At 70.1% G+C, this 17,760-nt stretch carries 17 protein-coding genes and 2 tRNA genes; 9 read left to right on the plus strand and 10 right to left on the minus strand.

Translation table 11 applies throughout. From position 1 onward, the window contains the following. The first annotated feature begins 3 nt into the window (after positions 1-3). The gene (locus CAP_RS19765; RefSeq protein WP_052375528.1) at positions 4-1,653 is read left to right on the plus strand and encodes an FAD-dependent oxidoreductase; all 1,650 of its coding nucleotides are present in this window, start codon (positions 4-6) and stop codon (positions 1,651-1,653) included. 255 nt (positions 1,654-1,908) lie between these two features. Beyond that, entirely contained in the window at positions 1,909-2,700 is a 792-nt protein-coding gene (locus CAP_RS19770; protein ID WP_052375529.1) for a PP2C family protein-serine/threonine phosphatase, read from the plus strand. A 70-nt stretch (positions 2,701-2,770) separates the two neighbouring features. Here CAP_RS19770 and CAP_RS19775 read toward each other — a convergent pair whose 3' ends face one another. The 4 genes from CAP_RS19775 to groES form a co-directional block, all read right to left on the minus strand. Then, on the minus strand, positions 2,771-3,538 hold the full coding sequence (locus CAP_RS19775) for an MBL fold metallo-hydrolase (protein ID WP_044243370.1): 768 nt from the start codon (positions 3,536-3,538) through the stop codon (positions 2,771-2,773). A 6-nt stretch (positions 3,539-3,544) separates the two neighbouring features. Continuing rightward, positions 3,545-4,192, minus strand: a complete 648-nt coding sequence (locus tag CAP_RS19780) for a Crp/Fnr family transcriptional regulator (protein WP_044243372.1) — start codon at positions 4,190-4,192, stop codon at positions 3,545-3,547. A gap of 251 nt (positions 4,193-4,443) precedes the next feature. After that, positions 4,444-6,129, minus strand: coding sequence for a chaperonin GroEL (gene groL, locus CAP_RS19785; RefSeq protein ID WP_044243374.1), 1,686 nt, complete (start codon positions 6,127-6,129; stop codon positions 4,444-4,446). 67 nt (positions 6,130-6,196) lie between these two features. Then, positions 6,197-6,502 (minus strand): co-chaperone GroES, encoded by a 306-nt coding sequence (gene groES / locus CAP_RS19790; protein WP_044243376.1) that lies wholly within the window; start codon positions 6,500-6,502, stop codon positions 6,197-6,199. 323 nt (positions 6,503-6,825) lie between these two features. On the opposite strand from groES, the gene CAP_RS19795 reads away from it, so the two are divergent. The 4 genes from CAP_RS19795 to CAP_RS50630 all read left to right on the plus strand — a co-directional run bounded on the left by CAP_RS19795 (position 6,826) and on the right by CAP_RS50630 (position 8,354). After that, positions 6,826-6,896: transfer RNA gene (locus CAP_RS19795), tRNA-Gln, on the plus strand. A gap of 38 nt (positions 6,897-6,934) precedes the next feature. After that, positions 6,935-7,009, plus strand: a tRNA-Glu gene (locus tag CAP_RS19800). A gap of 21 nt (positions 7,010-7,030) precedes the next feature. Continuing rightward, positions 7,031-7,873 carry a hypothetical protein gene (locus CAP_RS19805; protein ID WP_044243378.1) on the plus strand — a complete coding sequence of 281 codons (843 nt, stop codon included), beginning with the start codon at positions 7,031-7,033 and terminating at the stop codon, positions 7,871-7,873. 58 nt (positions 7,874-7,931) lie between these two features. Further along, on the plus strand, positions 7,932-8,354 hold the full coding sequence (locus CAP_RS50630) for a hypothetical protein (RefSeq protein WP_044243380.1): 423 nt from the start codon (positions 7,932-7,934) through the stop codon (positions 8,352-8,354). On the opposite strand, the gene CAP_RS19815 is transcribed toward CAP_RS50630, so the two are convergent. The 3 genes from CAP_RS19815 to CAP_RS19825 all read right to left on the minus strand — a co-directional run bounded on the left by CAP_RS19815 (position 8,280) and on the right by CAP_RS19825 (position 11,068). Next, positions 8,280-9,164 carry a GNAT family N-acetyltransferase gene (locus CAP_RS19815; protein ID WP_231511580.1) on the minus strand — a complete coding sequence of 295 codons (885 nt, stop codon included), beginning with the start codon at positions 9,162-9,164 and terminating at the stop codon, positions 8,280-8,282. The genes CAP_RS50630 and CAP_RS19815 overlap by 75 nt on opposite strands. Before the next feature lie 393 nt (positions 9,165-9,557). Then, positions 9,558-9,824 (minus strand): hypothetical protein, encoded by a 267-nt coding sequence (locus CAP_RS19820; RefSeq protein ID WP_044243381.1) that lies wholly within the window; start codon positions 9,822-9,824, stop codon positions 9,558-9,560. 23 nt (positions 9,825-9,847) lie between these two features. Then, positions 9,848-11,068: a hypothetical protein gene (locus tag CAP_RS19825; protein ID WP_044243384.1), complete on the minus strand. Its 1,221-nt coding sequence runs from the start codon at positions 11,066-11,068 to the stop codon at positions 9,848-9,850. A gap of 155 nt (positions 11,069-11,223) precedes the next feature. Here CAP_RS19825 and CAP_RS19830 point away from each other — a divergent pair, with 155 nt between their 5' ends. Next, positions 11,224-12,186 carry a polysaccharide deacetylase family protein gene (locus CAP_RS19830; protein ID WP_052375532.1) on the plus strand — a complete coding sequence of 321 codons (963 nt, stop codon included), beginning with the start codon at positions 11,224-11,226 and terminating at the stop codon, positions 12,184-12,186. On the opposite strand, the gene CAP_RS45020 is transcribed toward CAP_RS19830, so the two are convergent. Together CAP_RS45020 and CAP_RS19840 are read right to left on the minus strand one after the other, a co-directional pair. Further along, positions 12,092-13,114 carry a GNAT family N-acetyltransferase gene (locus CAP_RS45020; RefSeq protein ID WP_052375533.1) on the minus strand — a complete coding sequence of 341 codons (1,023 nt, stop codon included), beginning with the start codon at positions 13,112-13,114 and terminating at the stop codon, positions 12,092-12,094. The two genes, CAP_RS19830 and CAP_RS45020, sit on opposite strands and share 95 nt — an antisense overlap. An 89-nt stretch (positions 13,115-13,203) precedes the next feature. Next, positions 13,204-13,476 (minus strand): hypothetical protein, encoded by a 273-nt coding sequence (locus tag CAP_RS19840; RefSeq protein ID WP_044243387.1) that lies wholly within the window; start codon positions 13,474-13,476, stop codon positions 13,204-13,206. A 317-nt stretch (positions 13,477-13,793) separates the two neighbouring features. Between CAP_RS19840 and CAP_RS19850 the strand changes: the two genes are divergently transcribed. Continuing rightward, positions 13,794-15,029, plus strand: coding sequence for an ATP-grasp domain-containing protein (locus CAP_RS19850; protein ID WP_044243393.1), 1,236 nt, complete (start codon positions 13,794-13,796; stop codon positions 15,027-15,029). A gap of 14 nt (positions 15,030-15,043) precedes the next feature. Here CAP_RS19850 and CAP_RS19855 read toward each other — a convergent pair whose 3' ends face one another. Beyond that, on the minus strand, positions 15,044-16,594 hold the full coding sequence (locus CAP_RS19855; RefSeq protein WP_044243396.1) for a M17 family metallopeptidase: 1,551 nt from the start codon (positions 16,592-16,594) through the stop codon (positions 15,044-15,046). A 102-nt stretch (positions 16,595-16,696) separates the two neighbouring features. On the opposite strand from CAP_RS19855, the gene CAP_RS19860 reads away from it, so the two are divergent. Then, positions 16,697-17,728, plus strand: coding sequence for a YihY/virulence factor BrkB family protein (locus tag CAP_RS19860; protein WP_044243398.1), 1,032 nt, complete (start codon positions 16,697-16,699; stop codon positions 17,726-17,728). Positions 17,729-17,760 lie beyond the last annotated feature (32 nt).

The raw sequence follows: 17,760 nt of genomic DNA on the forward strand, positions 1-17,760 counted from the left end.
CGCATGGATCGTCGCGCATTCCTGAGCGCCCTCGGGACGGGCTGGCTCGTGCAGACCGCAGGCGAGCACCCGCCGCGGATCGCGGGGCAAGTGGTGGGCGCGTCGCACGCCGCCGGGCACCTCCTGCGTGGCGGTGCGCCCGTGGTCTCGAGCGCGGTCGTGCGCGCGGTCGTGCAGGAAAAGGCCGATGTGGTGATCGTCGGGGGTGGGGTGAGCGGGCTGTCGGCGGCGTGGCGGCTCGCGCCCGCGGGGCTGGACGTGGCGGTGCTGGAGCTCGAGCCCCGGCCCGGCGGGACGAGCACCTGGGGCGAGGAGGGCGCGGTGCCCCACCCCTGGGGAGCGCACTACCTCGCCGCGCCCAACGTGGAGGCGCGCGCTGCCCTGCGGCTGCTTCAGGAGATGGGCGCCGTCACGGGCTGGGATGCGGCGGGGCGTCCGGTCTTCGATCCGCGGCGGCTCTGCCACGCACCGCAGGAGCGCCTCTTCTACGACGGAGAATGGCACCAGGGGCTGGTACCGACGGACGCGCTCTCGATCGCCGAGCGCGACGAGATGGCGCGGTTCCTGGACATCGAGGAGGCGCTCACCGTGCGCCGCGGGGCCGATGGACGGCCAGCCTTCCAGATCCCGCTCGACATGTCCTCGCGCGATCCGGATCTCCTCGCGCTGGATCGGCTCAGCATGGAGGCGTGGCTTGATCGGGAGGGGTTCCGGACGCCGTTCCTGCGCTGGTACGTGCGCTACGCCATGCTCGACGACTTCGGTGGCGCCCCGGAGGACGTCTCCGCGTGGGCGGGGCTGCACTACTTCGCGGCGCGCAAGCTGCGGACGCCGGAGCTGGAAGGGAGCCACTTCCTGGTCTGGCCAGAGGGCAACGGGCGGCTGGTGAAGGCCCTCATCGAGCGCGCCAGGCCCCGGATCATGCTGGGCTCACTGGCGATGGCGGTGCACGACCTGCCCCAGGGAGGCGTCGCCGTGGATTACCTCGACGTCGCGCGCCACGAGGTGCGGCGCATCGAGGCAAGGGCCGCCGTGCTCGCGACGCCCGCCTTCGTGACGCGGCGCCTGTTCCCGGCCGCGGCGCCCATGCTGCCCGTGCGCACCTCGTCGCCGTGGCTGGTGGCCAACCTCCACGTGGAAGACAGGTTCGAGCCGAACCTGCCCTGGGACTCCATCCTCTACGAGGCCGAGGGGCTCGGATACGTGGACGCGGCCCATCAGCTCACGGATCTCGCCGCCACCACGGTCCCGGCCTCCGCTCTCCGCGCGCCCAGGCGCCAGACGGTGCTCACCTACTACCGGGCGTTCGGCGGTGCCGACACGACGGCGGCGCGGTCGATGCTGCTGGGCAGCGCGTGGGAAGGCCTCGCCGACGGCGTGCTGCGCGATCTGGCCCCGGCCCACCCCCACCTGCGGGAGGTGCTCGGACGCATGGACCTGATGCTCTGGGGCCACGCCATGCCCCGGCCCCGACCCGGGTTCCTGGGGGAACGCCCCTTCGAGACCACCTGCGCGCTCGGCCCGCGGATCGCGTGGGCGCACGTGGATCAGCCGGGGATGGCCCTGTTCGAGGAGGCCCAGGCCCGCGGGGTGAGGGCTGCCGAATTGCTGGCTGGCGACATGGGCGTCGTGCTCGGCGAGAGCTGGCTTTAGCGCGCCGCTCCATCCTGGCTCAGGGAAAGTTGCACCCTGAGCAGCCTCTCGCGGGGAGCGCTGTCCTCACGGTCTCCGCCCGAAAGCGGCGAGAACGGCCGGCGTGCCGCACGAACGACCATGGCCGTCGCACGCAAGAAAAGCCGGTGATGTGCGGGCCAAGCCCCCTCGGACAAGCGCTCTCCGGGGAGGATCGGCACGACCCCCTCGTCAGGCGCTTGCACTGGACCCCGCCTCTCTGTCTACTCTCTGCCCATGCTGCGGACCCGGTTTGCCGGGAAGACCGATACTGGGCTGCTTCGGGACCACAACGAGGACAACATCCTCGTCAGCCCCGAGTACCGCATTGTCGCTGTGGCGGACGGGATGGGCGGCCACCGCTCGGGCGACGTCGCGAGCCAGCTCGCGGTGTCCACCCTCGAAGACTTCCTGTCGGTGACCGTGGGCCGAGACGCCACCTGGCCGTTCCCCGCGGACCCGAACCTCACTGAGGAAGAAAACTACGTGGTGACGGGTCTCCGCCTGGCGAACCGTCGCATCTTCGACCGGTCGCTGCGAACGCTCGCCGACTTCGGGATGGGGACGACCATCGTCACCGCGATGTTCTCGAAGGACAACACGCACGTCACCGTGGGCCACGTGGGCGACAGCCGCTGCTACCGGCTGCGCGACGGGGCGATCGCCCAGCTCACGCGCGATCACTCGCTGGTGAGCGACGCGGTGCACATGGCGCCCTGGATGACGGAGGAAGAGGTCCGTCAGCTCCCCACGAACGTGATCACCCGGGCCCTCGGCATCCGCGAAGACGTGCTGGTGGACCTGGTGACGGACGAGACCCGCCACGGCGACGTCTACCTGCTCTGCTCGGATGGCCTGTCGGGCATGGTCGCCGACGAGCAGATCCTGGAGCTGGTGATGTCGAGCGAATCCCTCGAAGACGCCTGCACCTCGCTGATCGACCGCGCGAACTACTTCGGCGGGACGGACAACATCACCGTGGTGCTGGTGCGCGTCGAGGACTCCTTCGAGGACCTGAAACGCTCCTGAGTCTCCACGAGGGAGTTCGCGTCCCTTCGCCCCGCCAGGAGTGAATCCCGACAGGTCCCCGCGCGGGGGTTCACAGGACGAAGTGATCGAGGAGCTGCACGACCTGCATGTTCAGCCCGCGCAGCGCGGCGCACTCGCGCTCCACCTCGGACTGGAACACCGGCTTGATGTGGTAGAGCAGCGTGGGCAGGTCCTGCGGTGCCCGGTACTTGCGGAGATCGATGCCGAGCGTGCGGGGGGTGTGGTGACCGCTGATGGTCGCCAGCCCTTGCTCCCGGTTGGGGAAGCTCACCTCCATGAGGAGGGCGCGCAGGTTCTTCTGCTCGTTCAGCACCTCCCAGAGGCGGTCCGTGGGCCCCGTATCGCCGCTGTAGCCGATGGCTCCGTCATCGCCTTCGACGACGAAGCCGGACGCCTCGATGGTGTGCGTCACGCTCACGGCCCGCACCCGGTGCCCCGCGATCATCGTGGGCTGCTCCGGCTCCAGCTCGAGGTAGCGGATGGTCGGGTTCGTGCGGTTGGGGATGACCGCGAAGTCGGGCCAGACCATGTTGTTGAAGAAGTGCTGCTGCAAGGCCCGCAGCGTCCCGCGGGTCCCGGCCACGATGAGCGGCGCGCAGCCCATCTGGCAGCGGTTGTCGGCGATCGTCGCCAGATCCCGGATGTGATCGAGGTGGGCATGGCTCACCAGGCAAGCCTGAAGGCGGGCCTGGTCGCCGACCTCGAGCCCGCTGGTGAGCGAGCCAGCGTCGATGGAGAGCACGTCGTCGAGGACGAACGCGCACGTCCGATGCTTGGGGGTCTCGCCGCCGTGGCAGCCGATGACGCGCAACTCCACCTGGACTCAGCTCTCTCCGCCGAATTTCTGCGGCATCTCGAGGAACTCGAGGAAATCCTGAAGCCGCGACACGTCGGAGATGACCATCGCGTTCTGCTCTTCGGTCACGAGCCGGAGCCTCCTCAGCCGCGCGACCACTTCGCGGACCACCCAGGCGTCCACGTTGACCTCCTGGGCGAGATCCTCGGGCGAGGTGCGGATCCGGATCCCTTCCGGCGTCGCCTCGCCGAAGGCCTCGGCATGACGCGCCAGCGCGAGCATCACCCGCGCCTTGGGATCCCGGTGCATGAGGATCTCGATGAGGGCGTTGGCCGAGTCGAGGCGCTTGGAGAGCTTCTTGATCAGCCGGATCGCCACCTCGCCGTTCCGCGACACCATCGTTTCCAGCATGCGCGCTTCGATCACCAGACAGCGCGTGGGCTCGACGATCGTCGCTGTCGCGGCGCGGGGCTTGGAATTCAGGATGGCCATCTCCCCCACGAACTCTCCGGGCCCCAGCACGGCCAGGACCTTCTGCTCTCCCGAGACCGCTTTCGTGATCCTGACGGCGCCCGACTGGATGACGAACATCTCGGCGCCCGACTCGCCTTCATTGAAGAGAACGTCACCGGCCTGGTACTCGCGGCCAAACCGGTCGAAGAGCGGATCCGACACACCAAGGAGTCTACTGCCCGCCGTGCCGCCGGGTCAAAAACCCCGGGACCGGGACATCATGCCCGGCGCGTCGGGAGACACTGGCCTGCTGAGCAGGTGTTCGGGGGAAGGCGGCGCCCTGCTACCTGGATGCGGTGCGCCAGCACGCAGGGAGGTCGCTCTGACCCACAAAGTGCGAAAGGCCTGCAATGCAGGCCTTCACGCAGACAAGGAGGTCTGCAGCCCGCCCGAGGGCAGGCCACAGCCTTCCATCACATGTCGAAGCCGCCCATGCCGCCCATGCCGCCCATGCCGCCCATGCCGCCCATGCCGCCCATGTCCGGCATGCCGCCACCGCCGCCCGCCGCAGCAGCCTTCTCCTTCTTGGGCTTCTCCGCGATCAGCGCCTCGGTGGTGAGCATCAGGCTCGCCACGCTCGCCGCATTGGCCAGCGCGTGCCGGACCACCTTCGCGGGATCGATGACGCCAGCGGCGAGGAGGTCCTCGTAGGTGTCGGTCGCGGCATTGAAACCGAAGTTCCCCTGCCCTGCCCGGACCTTCTCGAGCACCACGGCACCCTCGATGCCCGCGTTCGCAGCGATCTGCCGGATGGGGGCCTCGACCGCGCGCCGGATGATGCCCACGCCCGCGCTGCGCTCGTCGTCGAACTTGAGCGAGTCGAGTGCGCTCGACGCCCGGAGGAGCGCCACGCCGCCGCCGGGGACGATCCCTTCCTCGACCGCTGCCCGCGTCGCGTGGAGGGCATCCTCGACGCGCGCCTTCTTCTCCTTCATCTCCGTCTCGGTGGCTGCGCCGACCTTGACCACCGCCACGCCGCCGGCGAGCTTCGCCAGGCGCTCCTGGAGCTTCTCCCGGTCGTAGTCGCTGCTCGTGTCGCCGATCTGCTTGCGGATCGACTCGATGCGCCCCTTGATGGCGTTCTTGTCACCCGCGCCGTCGACGATGATGGTGTTGTCCTTGTCGATCTCGACGCGCTTGGCCGTACCGAGATCGCTGAGGGTCGCGCTCTCGAGCTTCTGGCCGAGGTCCTCCATGAAGGAGGTGGCGCCGGTGAGGACGGCGATGTCCTTGAGCATCTCCTTGCGGCGATCACCGAAGCCGGGGGCCTTCACCGCCGCCACCTTGATGGTGCCGCGGAGCTTGTTCACCACCAGCGTGGCGAGCGCCTCTCCCTCGATGTCCTCGGCGATGATGAGCAGCTCCCGGCCGTTCTTGACGACCTGCTCCAGCACGGGGAGCAGATCGGCCATGGCCGCGATCTTCTTCTCGTGGACCAGGATGAGAGGGTCGATCATGACCGTCTTCATCTTCTCGGTGTCGGTCACGAAGTAGGGGGAGAGGTAGCCGCGGTCGAACTGCATGCCGTCGACGGTCTCGAGCTCCGTCGTCATGCGCTTGTTCTCCTCGACGGTGATCACGCCCTCCTTGCCGACCTTCTCCATCGCCTCGGCGAGGATGTCGCCAATCTCGCGATCGCCGTTGGCGCTGATGGTGGCGACCTGGGCGATCTGCGACTTGTCGCGGGTCGGCGTCGCGCTGTCGTGGACCACCTGGAGGATCTTCTCCACGGCCGCGTCGATGCCGCGCTTGAGGTTCATCGGGTTGTGGCCGGCCTCCACGAGGCGCAGGCCGTCGGCGAAGATCGCCTGGGCGAGCACGGTGGCCGAGGTGGTGCCGTCGCCGGCCTTGTCGCTGGTCTTGGAGGCGACCTCGCGCACCATCTGCGCGCCCATGTTCTCGAGCTTGTTGTGGAGCTCGATCTCCTTGGCGACGGTCACGCCGTCCTTGGTGACCACCGGAGAGCCCCAGCTCTTCTCGATCACGACGTTGCGGCCCTTGGGGCCCAGGGTCACCTTGACGGCATCGGCGAGCGTGTTGACGCCCTTCAGGATCAAGGAACGGGCACTGCGGCTGTAGATGATCTGCTTGGCAGACATGATTTCTCTTTTCTTTCGCGGCATCTCGCGCCGCGCGACGAATTGACGGTCAACTCAAGGCACGGGCTCAGGACGCCGCGGCCGACTCCTGGGTCACGGCGAGCACATCGTCCTCGCGGAGCAGCACGTGCTCCTCGCCATCGATCTTCACTTCGGTCCCGCTGTACTTGCCGAACAGCACGACGTCGCCGACCTTCACCTCCAGAGGACGCGCGGTGCCGTTCTTGAGGATCTTCCCGTTCCCCACCGCGACGACCCGACCCTCGATCGGCTTCTCCTTCGCGGCGTCGGGGATGATGATGCCCCCCTTGGTCTTCGACTCCCCCTCCAGACGCTTGACGACGATTCGATCCTGCAGCGGCCTGATCTTCATGGTGCGCTCCTACATCCTCCCCACCAGCGACGAAGGACATTGCCAGCACGGTCGAGAGACAGGGAGGCCCCGGGGTCGCCGGCGCCACACCTCTCTGTCCCTGGACCGCGTACCTCCTGATCGACAGCGCCAAGCTGCCGGAACCCGAGGCGATTGGCACTCTCCCTGGCTGGTGGCTAAAGCCGCGCGGAAGGTAAATCGAACACAGGCTCCGTCAAGAGACAGAACGAAAGCCGACCATCGATTTTTCCGGTTGACAGATGGGACAAACCTAGTAGTTTCCGCGGCCCGTCGGCACTGATTGCCGCGGCGCGAACGTCCCTTGGGGGATCGTCTAATGGCAGGACGCCAGTTTCTGGCACTGGCTATCAAGGTTCGAATCCTTGTCCCCCAGCAAATCGATCCGGTAGTGTCCCTGTCGGGTTGATGTTTGGTCCCATCGTCTAGCGGTTAGGACGCCGGCCTCTCACGTCGGTAACGCGGGTTCAATTCCCGCTGGGATCGCCACACTTCATCTTCCTTCGCGCCATGGCCCTGCATCTGGCCAACGAGCGTCTGCTCCGAGATCTGGAGCTGTTCGTCGTCGCCACTCCGGCGAACCGAGCGCACTTCGAGCTCAGCCCCTTCGGCCTCCCGCTGGCGCATGACGGCGTCGTCGACCCGCTGCGCCGCGAGTCCCTGGCTTTCCTCGACCTGCTCTCGGTGCTCGACGCCGCGGCGTTCGGCCCCGAAGGCATGCCCATGCCGCGCTGGGTCTTCTACGACGCGGCCGAGCTTCCTGGCGGCATCGTGGGCTTCGGCCGTCGCGCCGAGACGCTGACCCCGCACCTGCGCGACCGCCTCCGGATCCCCTCCAGCTACGCAGGGCTCGTCCCGCTCTCGATGTACATCGCCATCCCGACGCTCGCGCCGGGTGTCTGGGTGGGGCACAACCTCTGCAGCCTGCGCGATCAGCTCGCCGACGAGGCGCTGCAGGGCATCGGCAAGCTGACCAAGGCCATCGCGCTCAAGGTCTTCCGGACGACGAGCCAGATCGGCGTCACTCAGTGGAACAGCCGCGCGCTCGGCCTTCACGCGCGCCTGGGTCCCCTCCGCCTGCTCACGGCCTGGACACCGGCGCACACGTACCCGGCGAGCCTGACGTATCAGGTGACCGTCGATGATCCTGCGCTTCGTCACCTGGCCGGAGAGCCAGGCGCCTCGATGACCTTCCCCGTACCCGAGCAGTGGATCGAGGGGATGGACCATGGCGCCATGGAGGCCCTCCAGGCCCGCATCGAGGAGGGCGAGCATTTCTGTGTGGCAGGCCTCCCGGAGAGTGCGGGCTCGGACCGGCAGCGCGTCCCTATCGCGCGCCTCCCGGCACCTTGATCGCCGTTCTTTTGGAGAAGCACGGACCTTCGCTGCAGAGTGCTCGGCGGAGGTCCCCATGGTCGAGCGTCGCAAGCTGCGCAGCAATTTCCCCCAGGAAGCCATCTCGCTCCTCCTGAGCGCCGCGGCCGCACGGAGCGGTGCGCTGGCTGCCGTCCTCTCGGACGAGGAGGGAATGCTCCTCGGGGGTGCTGGAGAGCACCACGATCTGGAGCACCTCGCAGCCCTCGGTGTCGAGCATGCCCGGGGAGGGACCGATGCACCTGACGAGGTCCAAGAAGGGCTCCTCGAGGCGCTCGTCGGCGCCGAGGACCTCTACGCCTCGCCCATCCAGCTCGGTGACGACGTGGTGTACCTGACCTCCCTGGGAGCACGGGTCAGGCGCCACTGCGACATCGCGGCGGGCCTATCCCGCATCTTCGGCGCATTCTGCACCGACCTCGGCGACGATCATCCCTTCCACGTCGTCGCCGCAACCTGAGTCGTCACCGCAACCTGAGCCGTCACCGCAACCTGAGTCGAGCGTGGCGAGCACCACCCCTTCGGTCGGGTGCGGTGAGAACCCGCATCGCCGCGAGATGTGCAGCGCCACCTCGTCGCGCGCCCCGACGACCGCATAGAAGCTGTCGACCTTGAGCCGCGCGCGCGCTTCGCGCAGGGCAGCGCTGGCGAGCACCGCCGCGAGCCCCCGTCGCCGCGCATCGCGCCTCAGGCACAGGCTCACCAGCGCTCCCGGACCTGCATCGGCCCTCCCCACCGTCGCGGCCCCCGCGAGCCTCCCTTCGGCGTCCTGCAAGATCACCGTCAGCGCCCTCCCCTCGGCGCCCCGCAGATACCACCCCGGCACGGGGACCAGACCGGCTCCCTCCTGCAGTTCCTGAACGGCCTCCACGGCCGCCGCCGGAGCATCTGCGGACAGCTCCATCAACCTCCAGCCTTCGGGGAGGGGGCGCGCGCGCGCCACGGCCGCTGCAGCGGCGCACACGTCGGACCCGCCCCCCACGCACAGCAACAGGTCCTCCCCGATCGTCGCGCCCGCGCCTCGCAGCCGCCGGGTGAGCCCCGGCATCTCCGACAGCGGTGCGTGCGCGAGCACCTGCTCGAAGCAGCGCACCCACGCCTCCACGTCGGCGGGCTCCCCGCGCTGCGCGTGCAGCAGCATCAAGCCCTGCCCGAGGGACACCATCCGATCCTGCTCCGAGAGCCAGCCGCGCGCCGCGAAGAGGACGCGCTGCACACGGACGGCCGACGGATCGCCGTAGCACTCCACCACACTGCAATCGGGAGCCATGTTCACCGGTACCCTCCACCATGCGAGCGCAGGACGGCCCTGGCACCACACCCGTCCCACCACGGGTGTGTGCCGCGACCAGCCCCACGAAGGATGCAGAGCCTCGCCACGAGTGCGTGCTCGCGAAGCTCTGACGTCCACCATATGCGCGCCCACGTGCCGTGCAAGATCGAGCAGCACGGCCCGGAATCACCGTCCCTGATCGCGCGCACCGCGCCGACAGATCGCTAGACCGCCAGAAACACAGCGTTTTTGGCCATCAACTGTCGGCTGACGCCCGCATGTGCATGCCCTCATCCGGGCGCCTCATGGACATTCCTCGTCCCACGAACCGGCGCATTCTCCGGTCGGCGCACGGCCCGCACGAGGAAGCGCGCGTCCCTTCCTGGAGACTCAGGAGGAGGTCGAGGACGACGCGGGGAGCACCCGCTCGAGGACGAGCATCACCTCATCCTCCGTGGAGCGCCCTCGATTCCCCCCTCGCAACTGCCAGCCGGGGCGCCGCTTCAGCGCGGCCACGGCAGCGCTCACGACCTCTCTCGTGATCTGGGGGAGCTCCTCCGCCCACGCATATCCGTCGAGCTCACCCTGGTAGTCCTCCGGAAACTCGCAGCGCACGACCAGGTGCAGATCGAACTCTCGCTCCTCGGTGTACTTCATTCTTCCCTCCTACCACGCCGCCCTCAGGGCCAGCCGAGAGCCAGCGCGGCGCCACCCAGGAGTACCGCCAGCGCCCCCGCAGCCACCGCGCGCACTGCTGGAAACGCGAGCAGCGGTGGGAGCCGCAAGATCGCGACGATCACGCTCGGACCGATCACGGTGATCTTCCAGAGCACCGCTGGCCAGACGATCATCCCGAGCACCACGAGGAACGCCGCGGCCCAGGAGACCACCACCAGCGCCGGGCGCGTCACGGCGGGGGCGAAGTAGAACACCAGGCCATCCGTCACCAGGAACACCGCCGCGCCCACGAGCAGGAAGCGCGGCACCACCTCTGCGCCGTACATCCAACGGAACACGGAGAGCGCGACCGCCAGCAGCACCACCAGCACGCCCGTCGCGGCGAGCCAGCGCCGCAGAGCCCGCGCCTCGTTCCCCGTGGCCGCCACCACCTCCCGCGCGGTGAAGCTCTGCAGGGCGACGTTCGCCATCAGCACCAGCGACCAGTACAGCGTCTGCTTCCCCACGCTGGTCGCCCCGTACAGCGCGATCCCCCGCCTCAGCGCCTCCGGGTACACGATCGCCGTGGCCATGCTCGGCAACGCCAGCGGCACCGCGTGCCGCACCAGCCACAGCGCCAGGCGCAGCGACCTCCCCACGCGCACCCGCCCCAGCATCGCCCCCATCGGCAAGGCCCCCCCGAGCCCCACCAGCGCCACGACGGGCCAGGGCGCGCCCGCCAGCGCGGCCGCCGAGCTGAGGACTGGCGTGACCAGCAGCGACACCCCGAGCACCCGCGCGAACCTCCCGCTTGACTGCCAGAACGCCCACGCCGCGGGCGCGCAGTTGTAGAACACCGTCGAGCACGCGTAGAGCGCCGCCGCGAGCCCCAGCCAGCCAACCGGCTCACGCACCGCGCCCACGATCAGCGCGATGAGCAGCGCGGCCACCGCGATCCAGCCGACCGCACCGGCGACCAGCGCGCGCCCCCGCCGCGTCGTGAAGAGCCGCCGCCGCGCCACGATCACCGGCGTCATCCCCGGCCCCACCAGGGCGGCCACCGCCGAGCCGTTGGAGATGCACGTCACGAACAGCGCCCCGGCCGCATGCCCCGCCGCGAGCGACAGCAGCCACTGCGCGGCCACGGACGACACGCGCGGCGCGAGCGACACCACGGCCGTGCCCACGCCCCCGCGGGACACGGCCGTGACCGCACCACGCAACCGGCCGACCAGCGCGCTCATGCGCCCTGTCGCCCCGTCGCTCGCCCCGCCGCTCGCCCCGCCGCTCGCCCCGTCGCTCGCCCCGCCGCTGCCCTCGCCTCTGCCTCTGCCCCGCGCCCTGGTCCCACCGCACGGAGCGGGACTACACTCCCTGCCTCGGGGAACCACCCACCACCATGCTCAGGACCGCACGAGACACCCTTCGCGAGACCGTCGCCCGAGGCCTTCACCGGAGCGGCCTCTCCACCCGGCTCCGGCGCGCGCAGGAGCGCGGGCGCGTCGCGACCCTCCTCGTCTACCACGACCCCTCGCCCGAGGTCCTCGACGCCCACCTCCGGTTCCTCTGCCAGCACTACGACATCGTACCGCTCGACGCCGTCGTCGACGCCCTCCACCGCCGCGACTGGAGCGCGCTCCCCCCGCGCCCCCTGGTGCTCACCATCGACGACGGCCACCGTGGCAACGCCGCCCTCGCCGACGTCCTCCGCGCCCACGGCGTGCGCGCCACCATCTACGCCTGCAGCGCCCTCGTCGGCACCCACCGCCACTTCTGGTGGACCCACGCGGGGAAGCGCGCCCATGCCTTCATCGAACTCTCCCAGGAAGACCGCCTCGCCGCCCTCGCCGCCCTCGGCGTCGACCCCGAGGAGGAGCACCCTTCTCCCCAGGCCCTCAGCCGCGACGAGATGGAGCGGCTCCGCCCCTGGGTCGACTTTGGCTCCCACACCCGCACCCACCCGATCCTGCCGCACTGCGACGCGCCCACCGCCCGCCAGGAGATCCAGGCGAGCCGCGCCGAGATCCGCGCCCTCACCGGCGCCCCCTGCGATCACTTCTGCTTCCCGAACGGCGACTTCTCCCCCCGCGACCTCGACCTCGTGCGCCAGGCCGGCTACCGCTCCGCGCGCACCACCCGCGTGGGCCGCGTGGACGAGACCACCGACCCCTTCGTGCTCCCCGCCATCGGCGTCGGTGACGGCGACTCCATCGACGTCCTCGCCCTCAGGCTCGCCACCTTCTACGGCGTCCTCGGATCGAGCACCGTCAGAGCATGTCGGCATATGCTCCGGAGATGGACCAGGTCGAGGCACGCAGCACAGGCCGCAGATCCTCGTCGGCCCGATGCGGCCGGTAGGTGAACGGGAAACGCCGCACCGGCACGAACCCCGCCGCGAGCAGCGACCGCCCCAGCGCACTCCCGGGTGTCGCCAGCGCCTTCACCGCGTCTCCCTCCGCCGCCACCTCGTCGAGGAACGCCGCGAGCAGCGCCGCGCGCGCCCCGTACCCCGCCGCCTCCAGGTCCACCAGGTTCACGGCGGGCCGCCGCCCCGCGCGCGCATCATGGCTCCACACCAGCACCCCGGCAGGCTCTCCATCCGAGCGCGACGCCACCAGGTACCGGTACGACGCCCGCGGGTTCTCCTCGAACCGCCACTGGAACCATGCCCCCGTCTTCTCCAGACCGATCGGCGTCACGGGCCGCCGCAGCGCCCACAGCCTGTCGACCCAGGCCGCGTCCACCGCCCCCACCGCCTCGACCCGCCACCCTGCCAGCCGTGCCAGCGCCCCGGCTGGACGCGGCAGACGTCGCGCGAGCCCTGGCCCCAGCACCGCGTGCGGCAGGGGCCGCACCAGGAGGTACACCCCGAACGGCTCCTCGAAGCGGAGGTTCTTCGTCAGCCCGTGGTGCGACTTCTCGTTCGGGAACCCGATCGTGAACCGGCACCCTGCGGCCCCCGCCTCCTGCAGCACCGCCTCGCCGAGCCCCGCGAAGATGCCCTGCCGCCGGTAGTCCTCGTGGGTGAACGTATCGAGCGACAGCGCCGCCTTGAACGACTGCCCCCCCGCCACCATGTCGATCGGGATCACCACGTACTGCCCGGCGATCACCTCGCCATCCATGGCCAGGTGACAGAACGGCGGCCCTGCCGGGTTCGCGCCGTACAGCCAGTCGACGTACGCGTCGCTCGACTGCCCGTAGAACTGCGCCCGCGCCTGGCGGAGCAGCGCCTGATCCGTGGCGAACGCGAGGCGCCTCGGTTCCCATGTCCGCGGAGGTCGAGCCATCGTCCGGAGGGGATCCCGCGCGGGCGGAGCGCGCCACGAGAGCCCCCGCGATCCCCAGCGACCGCGGGCACTCCCGGCGCGCGCACGCCTCAGTCGACGATCTTCGTCTCGTGCTTCTCGGGGTCGGGCGCGACGCACTCCTCGGCGGTCGCCATGGCCACCTCGATCTCCTCGGTAGGCACCGACGACGCGAGCTTCTGCTCCGCCGGCCCCGTGGCTTCCCAGAGGAACCCGCGCTTCACGCCGGGCTTCTCGGGCACCCACCACACCTTGAGGTTCCAGCCGCGGATCTCCGCCGAGTAGCTCCCGTCCTCGTGGTTCCTCTGCCACGCTGCGAGCGTCGGGTGTCGGAGCTTGCTCATCGGCCCGCCTCCTGCGACGCGACTGCCGCCGAGGTCACCGACGTCACCCACGTCAACGGCGCTGCGAGCGCACAGGGCGCCTCCAGCACCACAAAACAGAAATCCCCGATCAGCGGCGCTCCCCCCCCGAGCAACGCCGCCAACCGGGGACCACAGGAAAGTAGCAGCTGCCTGGCGTCCATCGAGCCGGACGCGCCCGCATTCGTCATGGGGCCGCACCTTACCTCAGCGTCTTCGCTCGGCATAGACCTCGGCCTGCACGCAACCCGCTGGATTTCTGGCGGTCGGCCCGCCTACCCTCCCGACCCCGACGGAACATGGAACACCAGCTAGACGTCCCCGCCACCGAGCCCACTTCGAGCAAAATCATCCTCTGCGTCGCGAGCTTCTACAAGGGCAACGACTTTCTCGACCAGTGCAAGCGCGAGGGCTGGAAGGTCGTCCTCCTGACGCACGAGTCGCTCCTCACCAAGCCCTGGGTCCGCGAGTCCATCGACGAAGTCTGGGCCATGCCCAGCTTCACCGACTGGCGCGCCGTCGAGAACGCGGTCTGCTACCTCGCGCGCACCCGTGACTTCAGCCGCATCGCCCCCCTCGACGACTACGACGTCGAGCTCGTCGCCCACCTCCGTGAGCACCTCCGCATCCCCGGCATGGGTGAGACCACCGCGCGCTACTTCCGCGACAAGCTCGCCATGCGCGCCCGCGCCAGGGACCGCGGCATCAACGTCCCCGAGTTCATCCACGTCCTCAACCACGACCGCATCCGCCGCTTCTGCCGCGAGGTCCCTGCACCCTGGCTCCTCAAGCCCCGCGCCGAGGCCTCCTCGGTCGGCATCCGCAAGCTCCAGCGCGAAGAGGACATCTGGCCCATCGTCGAGGAGCTCGGCGACAAGCAGCCCGCGTACCTCATCGAGCGCATGATCCCCGGCGACGTCTTCCACGTCGACGCCATCATCTCCGAGCGCAAGGTCGTCTTCGCCGAGGTGCACCGCTACCGCAAACCCCTGCTCGAGGTCACCCACTCCGGCGGCATCTTCGCCAGCCGCACCGTCGAGCGTGGCAGCGAGGTCGAACGCAAGATCCTCGACACCCACCGCCAGGTCGTCGAGCAGATGAGCTTCGTCCGCGGCGTCATGCACGCCGAGTACATCCTCGGCCGCGACGACGGGAAGGTGTACTTCCTCGAGACCGCCGCCCGCGTCGGCGGCGCGCACATCGTCGACCTCGTGCAGGCCTCCACCGGCATCAACCTCTGGCGCGAGTGGGCCCGCGTCGAGCTGGCCCAGGGCGAGCACCCCTACACCCTCCCCGAGCACCGCCGCGACTACGGAGGACTCATCGTCTCCCTCGCGCGCCAGGAGGTCCCCGACACCAGCGCCTTCAGCGACCCCGAGATCGTCTGGCGCCTGGAGAACCACCCCCACCACGTGGGCTTCGCCCTGCGCGCCCCCACGGGAGAGCGCATCGATGCGCTGCTCGACGAGTACGAGCCCCGCATCCTCCGCGACTACATGGCCGTCCTCCCGGCCCCCCTCACCCCCACCGCCTGATCACGCACCCAGCGTCACGCCTCGCTCGCCCCGCCCTTCAGGTAGCCGATGAAGCTCGTCACCGGCGTCCCCGTCGGCCGCCCGAACTGCCAGTCGGCGCCCTCGCACACCACCCCGCCGATATCCAGGTGCGTGAAGGGCAACGCCGACCCCTTCATGCCCGACGCCACGTCCATGAACGCGAACGGGAACTGGTGCCCCCGCGGCGTGTTCACCGATGCCAGCCGGTTCGCTGACACCACGTCTTCCGCCGGCGTCCTCGGCGCGATCAGGGCGTAGTCTTCCCGCCGCGGCCGCACGTGCTCGAACGGCTCCGCCCACTGCTCGCCCACCTCCGCGAGCCGCGCGATCTCCTTCCGCCCTGCCCCGTTGCTCAGCGCGCCCACGTACGGACCGTGGGCCCGGTACACGTGCCCCGTCAGCGTCGCCACCGAGAACACCACCGGATCCACCGCCCCCGCCGTCGCCAGCTCCCGCGCCACCGCCAGCAGGTCCGCCAGCACCAGCCTCCCTTCCGCGTCCGTGTTCCCGATCCGCACCCGCACCCCGGCCCGGCTCCGGATCACCTCGTCGCTCACGAACGACTCTTCCCCCACGCTGTTGCGCACCAGCCCCAGGATCCCCACCACGCGCACCCCTTCCAGCCCCAGCGCCGCCGCCGCGCGCACCACGCCGGCCACCGCGCCCGCGCCGCCCTTGTCCCGCGACATCCCGGCCATGTGCCCGTCGGTCTTCAGGTCCGCGCCCCCCGTGTCGTACGTCACCCCCTTCCCTGCCAGCAGCACCGTCCGCTTGATCTCCCCCTTCGGCCGGTAGTCGAGCCGCACCACGCACGGCTTGTGCCGCTCCACCACCCGCGAGGCCCGCGCCACCGCGCTGAGCAGCGGATAGTCCTCCACGTTGCGCTCCACCTTCACCCCCACCCCGGTGCGCGCGAACGCCGCCTCGCACAGCTCCGCCACCCGCCGTGGCGCCATCCGCTCCGGATCCCCCGCCGTGATGTCCCGGCACAGCGCGCGCCCCACCTCGATCGCCGCCAGTTCCCGCGCCCGCGCTTCCGAGAGCCCCAGCACCGCCACCGCCTCTGCCGGGCTCGGCGCGTGCTCCGACTCCCGCGCCTCCAGCGCCGCCCACTGCGTCCCCAGCACCGCGAGCGTCGCCACCTCCACGGCCCGCGCGAACCGCGGATCTGCCGGAGCCCGCACGAACAGGAGCGGCCGCCGCGCCCCTGCCGCCACCGCGCGCGTCATCGCCGCCGCCGCCGCCTCTGCGACCGACCGCACGTCGTCGGTCTCCTCCTGCAGCGCGCTCATCGGGGCCACCACCAGCCGACCACCAGGCACCCCCTGAACCGCGAGCACCACCGGCGCGCACTTCCCTCCCAGCGCCGCGTCGAGCTTTGCTGCCCCGGCGATCGCCCCCTGGATCTCCGCCCCCAGCGCCTCCACGTGCGCGGCGACCGGTGAAGGCGTCACCACGACCAGCGCATCGCACCCCATCGCTGCCGGGCTCCCTTCCAGAAGGGCGCGCTCGGGCAATCCCACCACGGACGTCACGTTCACCATGGCCGCGGAGTCTCATCCAACCTGCCGGCCTTGGAAAGAAAGATGGTCCGCATCTGGACAGTCCCCCGGCCAGGCACCATGGACCGGTCTGGGAGGTCGTCAGTGCGCTTGCTGGGACGAGACATTCACTGGGCCGGGGTCAAGAAATTCCTGGCATCCCTCTACCGCGAATGGGACGCGGACAACGTCGAGGACGTGGCCGCAGCGCTCACCTTCTCCGGTGTCCTCGCGCTGTTCCCCTTCCTGCTCTTCCTCGTCGCCCTGACGAGCTTGATGCTCGATCCCTCGGAGACGGCGGAGCTCATCGCCCAGCTCTACCAGGTGGCCCCGAGCGCCGTGGCGGAGATCCTGAGCGAGCGCCTCGACGCCCTCGGGCACGGCGGGAGCCCCGGCCTCCTCACCCTCGGCGGCATCGGCGCCTTCTGGGCGGCCTCCGGAGGTGTCGCTGCCCTCTCCCGCGCCCTCAACGCCGCCTACGACGTGACCGAGACCCGCCCCTGGTGGAAGGTCCGCCTCCTCGGCATCGGCGTCACGGCCGCGGCTGCGGTCCTCTCGGTCATCGCGGCTGCCATCGCCATCGTCACCCCGGCCGTCGTGAACTTCCTGGGCCTCTCGGGGCTGAGCCCCCTGTTCCTCTTCCTGCGCCTCCCCATCGCGGCGTTCATCATGATGATCGTCCTCGCGATGCTCTATTACGTGCTGCCCAACGCAAAGATGAAGTTCCGGATCATCACCCCTGGCTCGGTGGTGGCGGTCCTTCTCTGGCTCCTCGTCTCGGTCGGCTTCTCGTCCTACGTCACCAACTTCGGCAGCTACGAGGTCACCTACGGCGCGCTCGGCGGCGTGATCGTGATGCTGATGTGGATGTGGATCTCCTCCATGGCGATCATGCTGGGCGCCGAGATCAACTCCCTCATCGAGCGGCGCGGCGAGGAGAAAGGCGCCGGCACGGCGAAGACGGAACTCGGGGCCATGGCCGACGCTCCCGAGGAGACGGCCGCCAAGAAGGCCAAGAGCGAGGCGTCCGCGCGACAGCTCGCCCCCACCCCTGCCACCTCCCGCTTCTCCGTCGGCGCCCTCTCGGCCCTCGCCGTGGGCTTCCTCCTCGGCCGCCGCCGCGCTGGTCCACGTTGAGCCGCGCCGACGTCTGCCACCGACCCCCAGCA

Source organism: Chondromyces apiculatus DSM 436 (assembly GCF_000601485.1).
Classification (GTDB): domain Bacteria; phylum Myxococcota_A; class Polyangia; order Polyangiales; family Polyangiaceae; genus Chondromyces; species Chondromyces apiculatus.

Coding starts and splice junctions, on each gene's coding strand:
- CAP_RS19765 (WP_052375528.1), top strand. CDS start 4: ATGGATCGTCGCGCATTCCTGAGCGCCCTCGGGACGGGCTGGCTCGTG.
- CAP_RS19770 (WP_052375529.1), top strand. CDS start 1,909: ATGCTGCGGACCCGGTTTGCCGGGAAGACCGATACTGGGCTGCTTCGG.
- groL (WP_044243374.1), bottom strand. CDS start 6,129: ATGTCTGCCAAGCAGATCATCTACAGCCGCAGTGCCCGTTCCTTGATC.
- groES (WP_044243376.1), bottom strand. CDS start 6,502: ATGAAGATCAGGCCGCTGCAGGATCGAATCGTCGTCAAGCGTCTGGAG.
- CAP_RS19805 (WP_044243378.1), top strand. CDS start 7,031: ATGGCCCTGCATCTGGCCAACGAGCGTCTGCTCCGAGATCTGGAGCTG.
- CAP_RS50630 (WP_044243380.1), top strand. CDS start 7,932: ATGGTCGAGCGTCGCAAGCTGCGCAGCAATTTCCCCCAGGAAGCCATC.
- CAP_RS19815 (WP_231511580.1), bottom strand. CDS start 9,164: ATGGCTCCCGATTGCAGTGTGGTGGAGTGCTACGGCGATCCGTCGGCC.
- CAP_RS19820 (WP_044243381.1), bottom strand. CDS start 9,824: ATGAAGTACACCGAGGAGCGAGAGTTCGATCTGCACCTGGTCGTGCGC.
- CAP_RS19825 (WP_044243384.1), bottom strand. CDS start 11,068: ATGAGCGCGCTGGTCGGCCGGTTGCGTGGTGCGGTCACGGCCGTGTCC.
- CAP_RS19830 (WP_052375532.1), top strand. CDS start 11,224: ATGCTCAGGACCGCACGAGACACCCTTCGCGAGACCGTCGCCCGAGGC.
- CAP_RS45020 (WP_052375533.1), bottom strand. CDS start 13,114: ATGGCTCGACCTCCGCGGACATGGGAACCGAGGCGCCTCGCGTTCGCC.
- CAP_RS19840 (WP_044243387.1), bottom strand. CDS start 13,476: ATGAGCAAGCTCCGACACCCGACGCTCGCAGCGTGGCAGAGGAACCAC.
- CAP_RS19850 (WP_044243393.1), top strand. CDS start 13,794: ATGGAACACCAGCTAGACGTCCCCGCCACCGAGCCCACTTCGAGCAAA.
- CAP_RS19855 (WP_044243396.1), bottom strand. CDS start 16,594: ATGGTGAACGTGACGTCCGTGGTGGGATTGCCCGAGCGCGCCCTTCTG.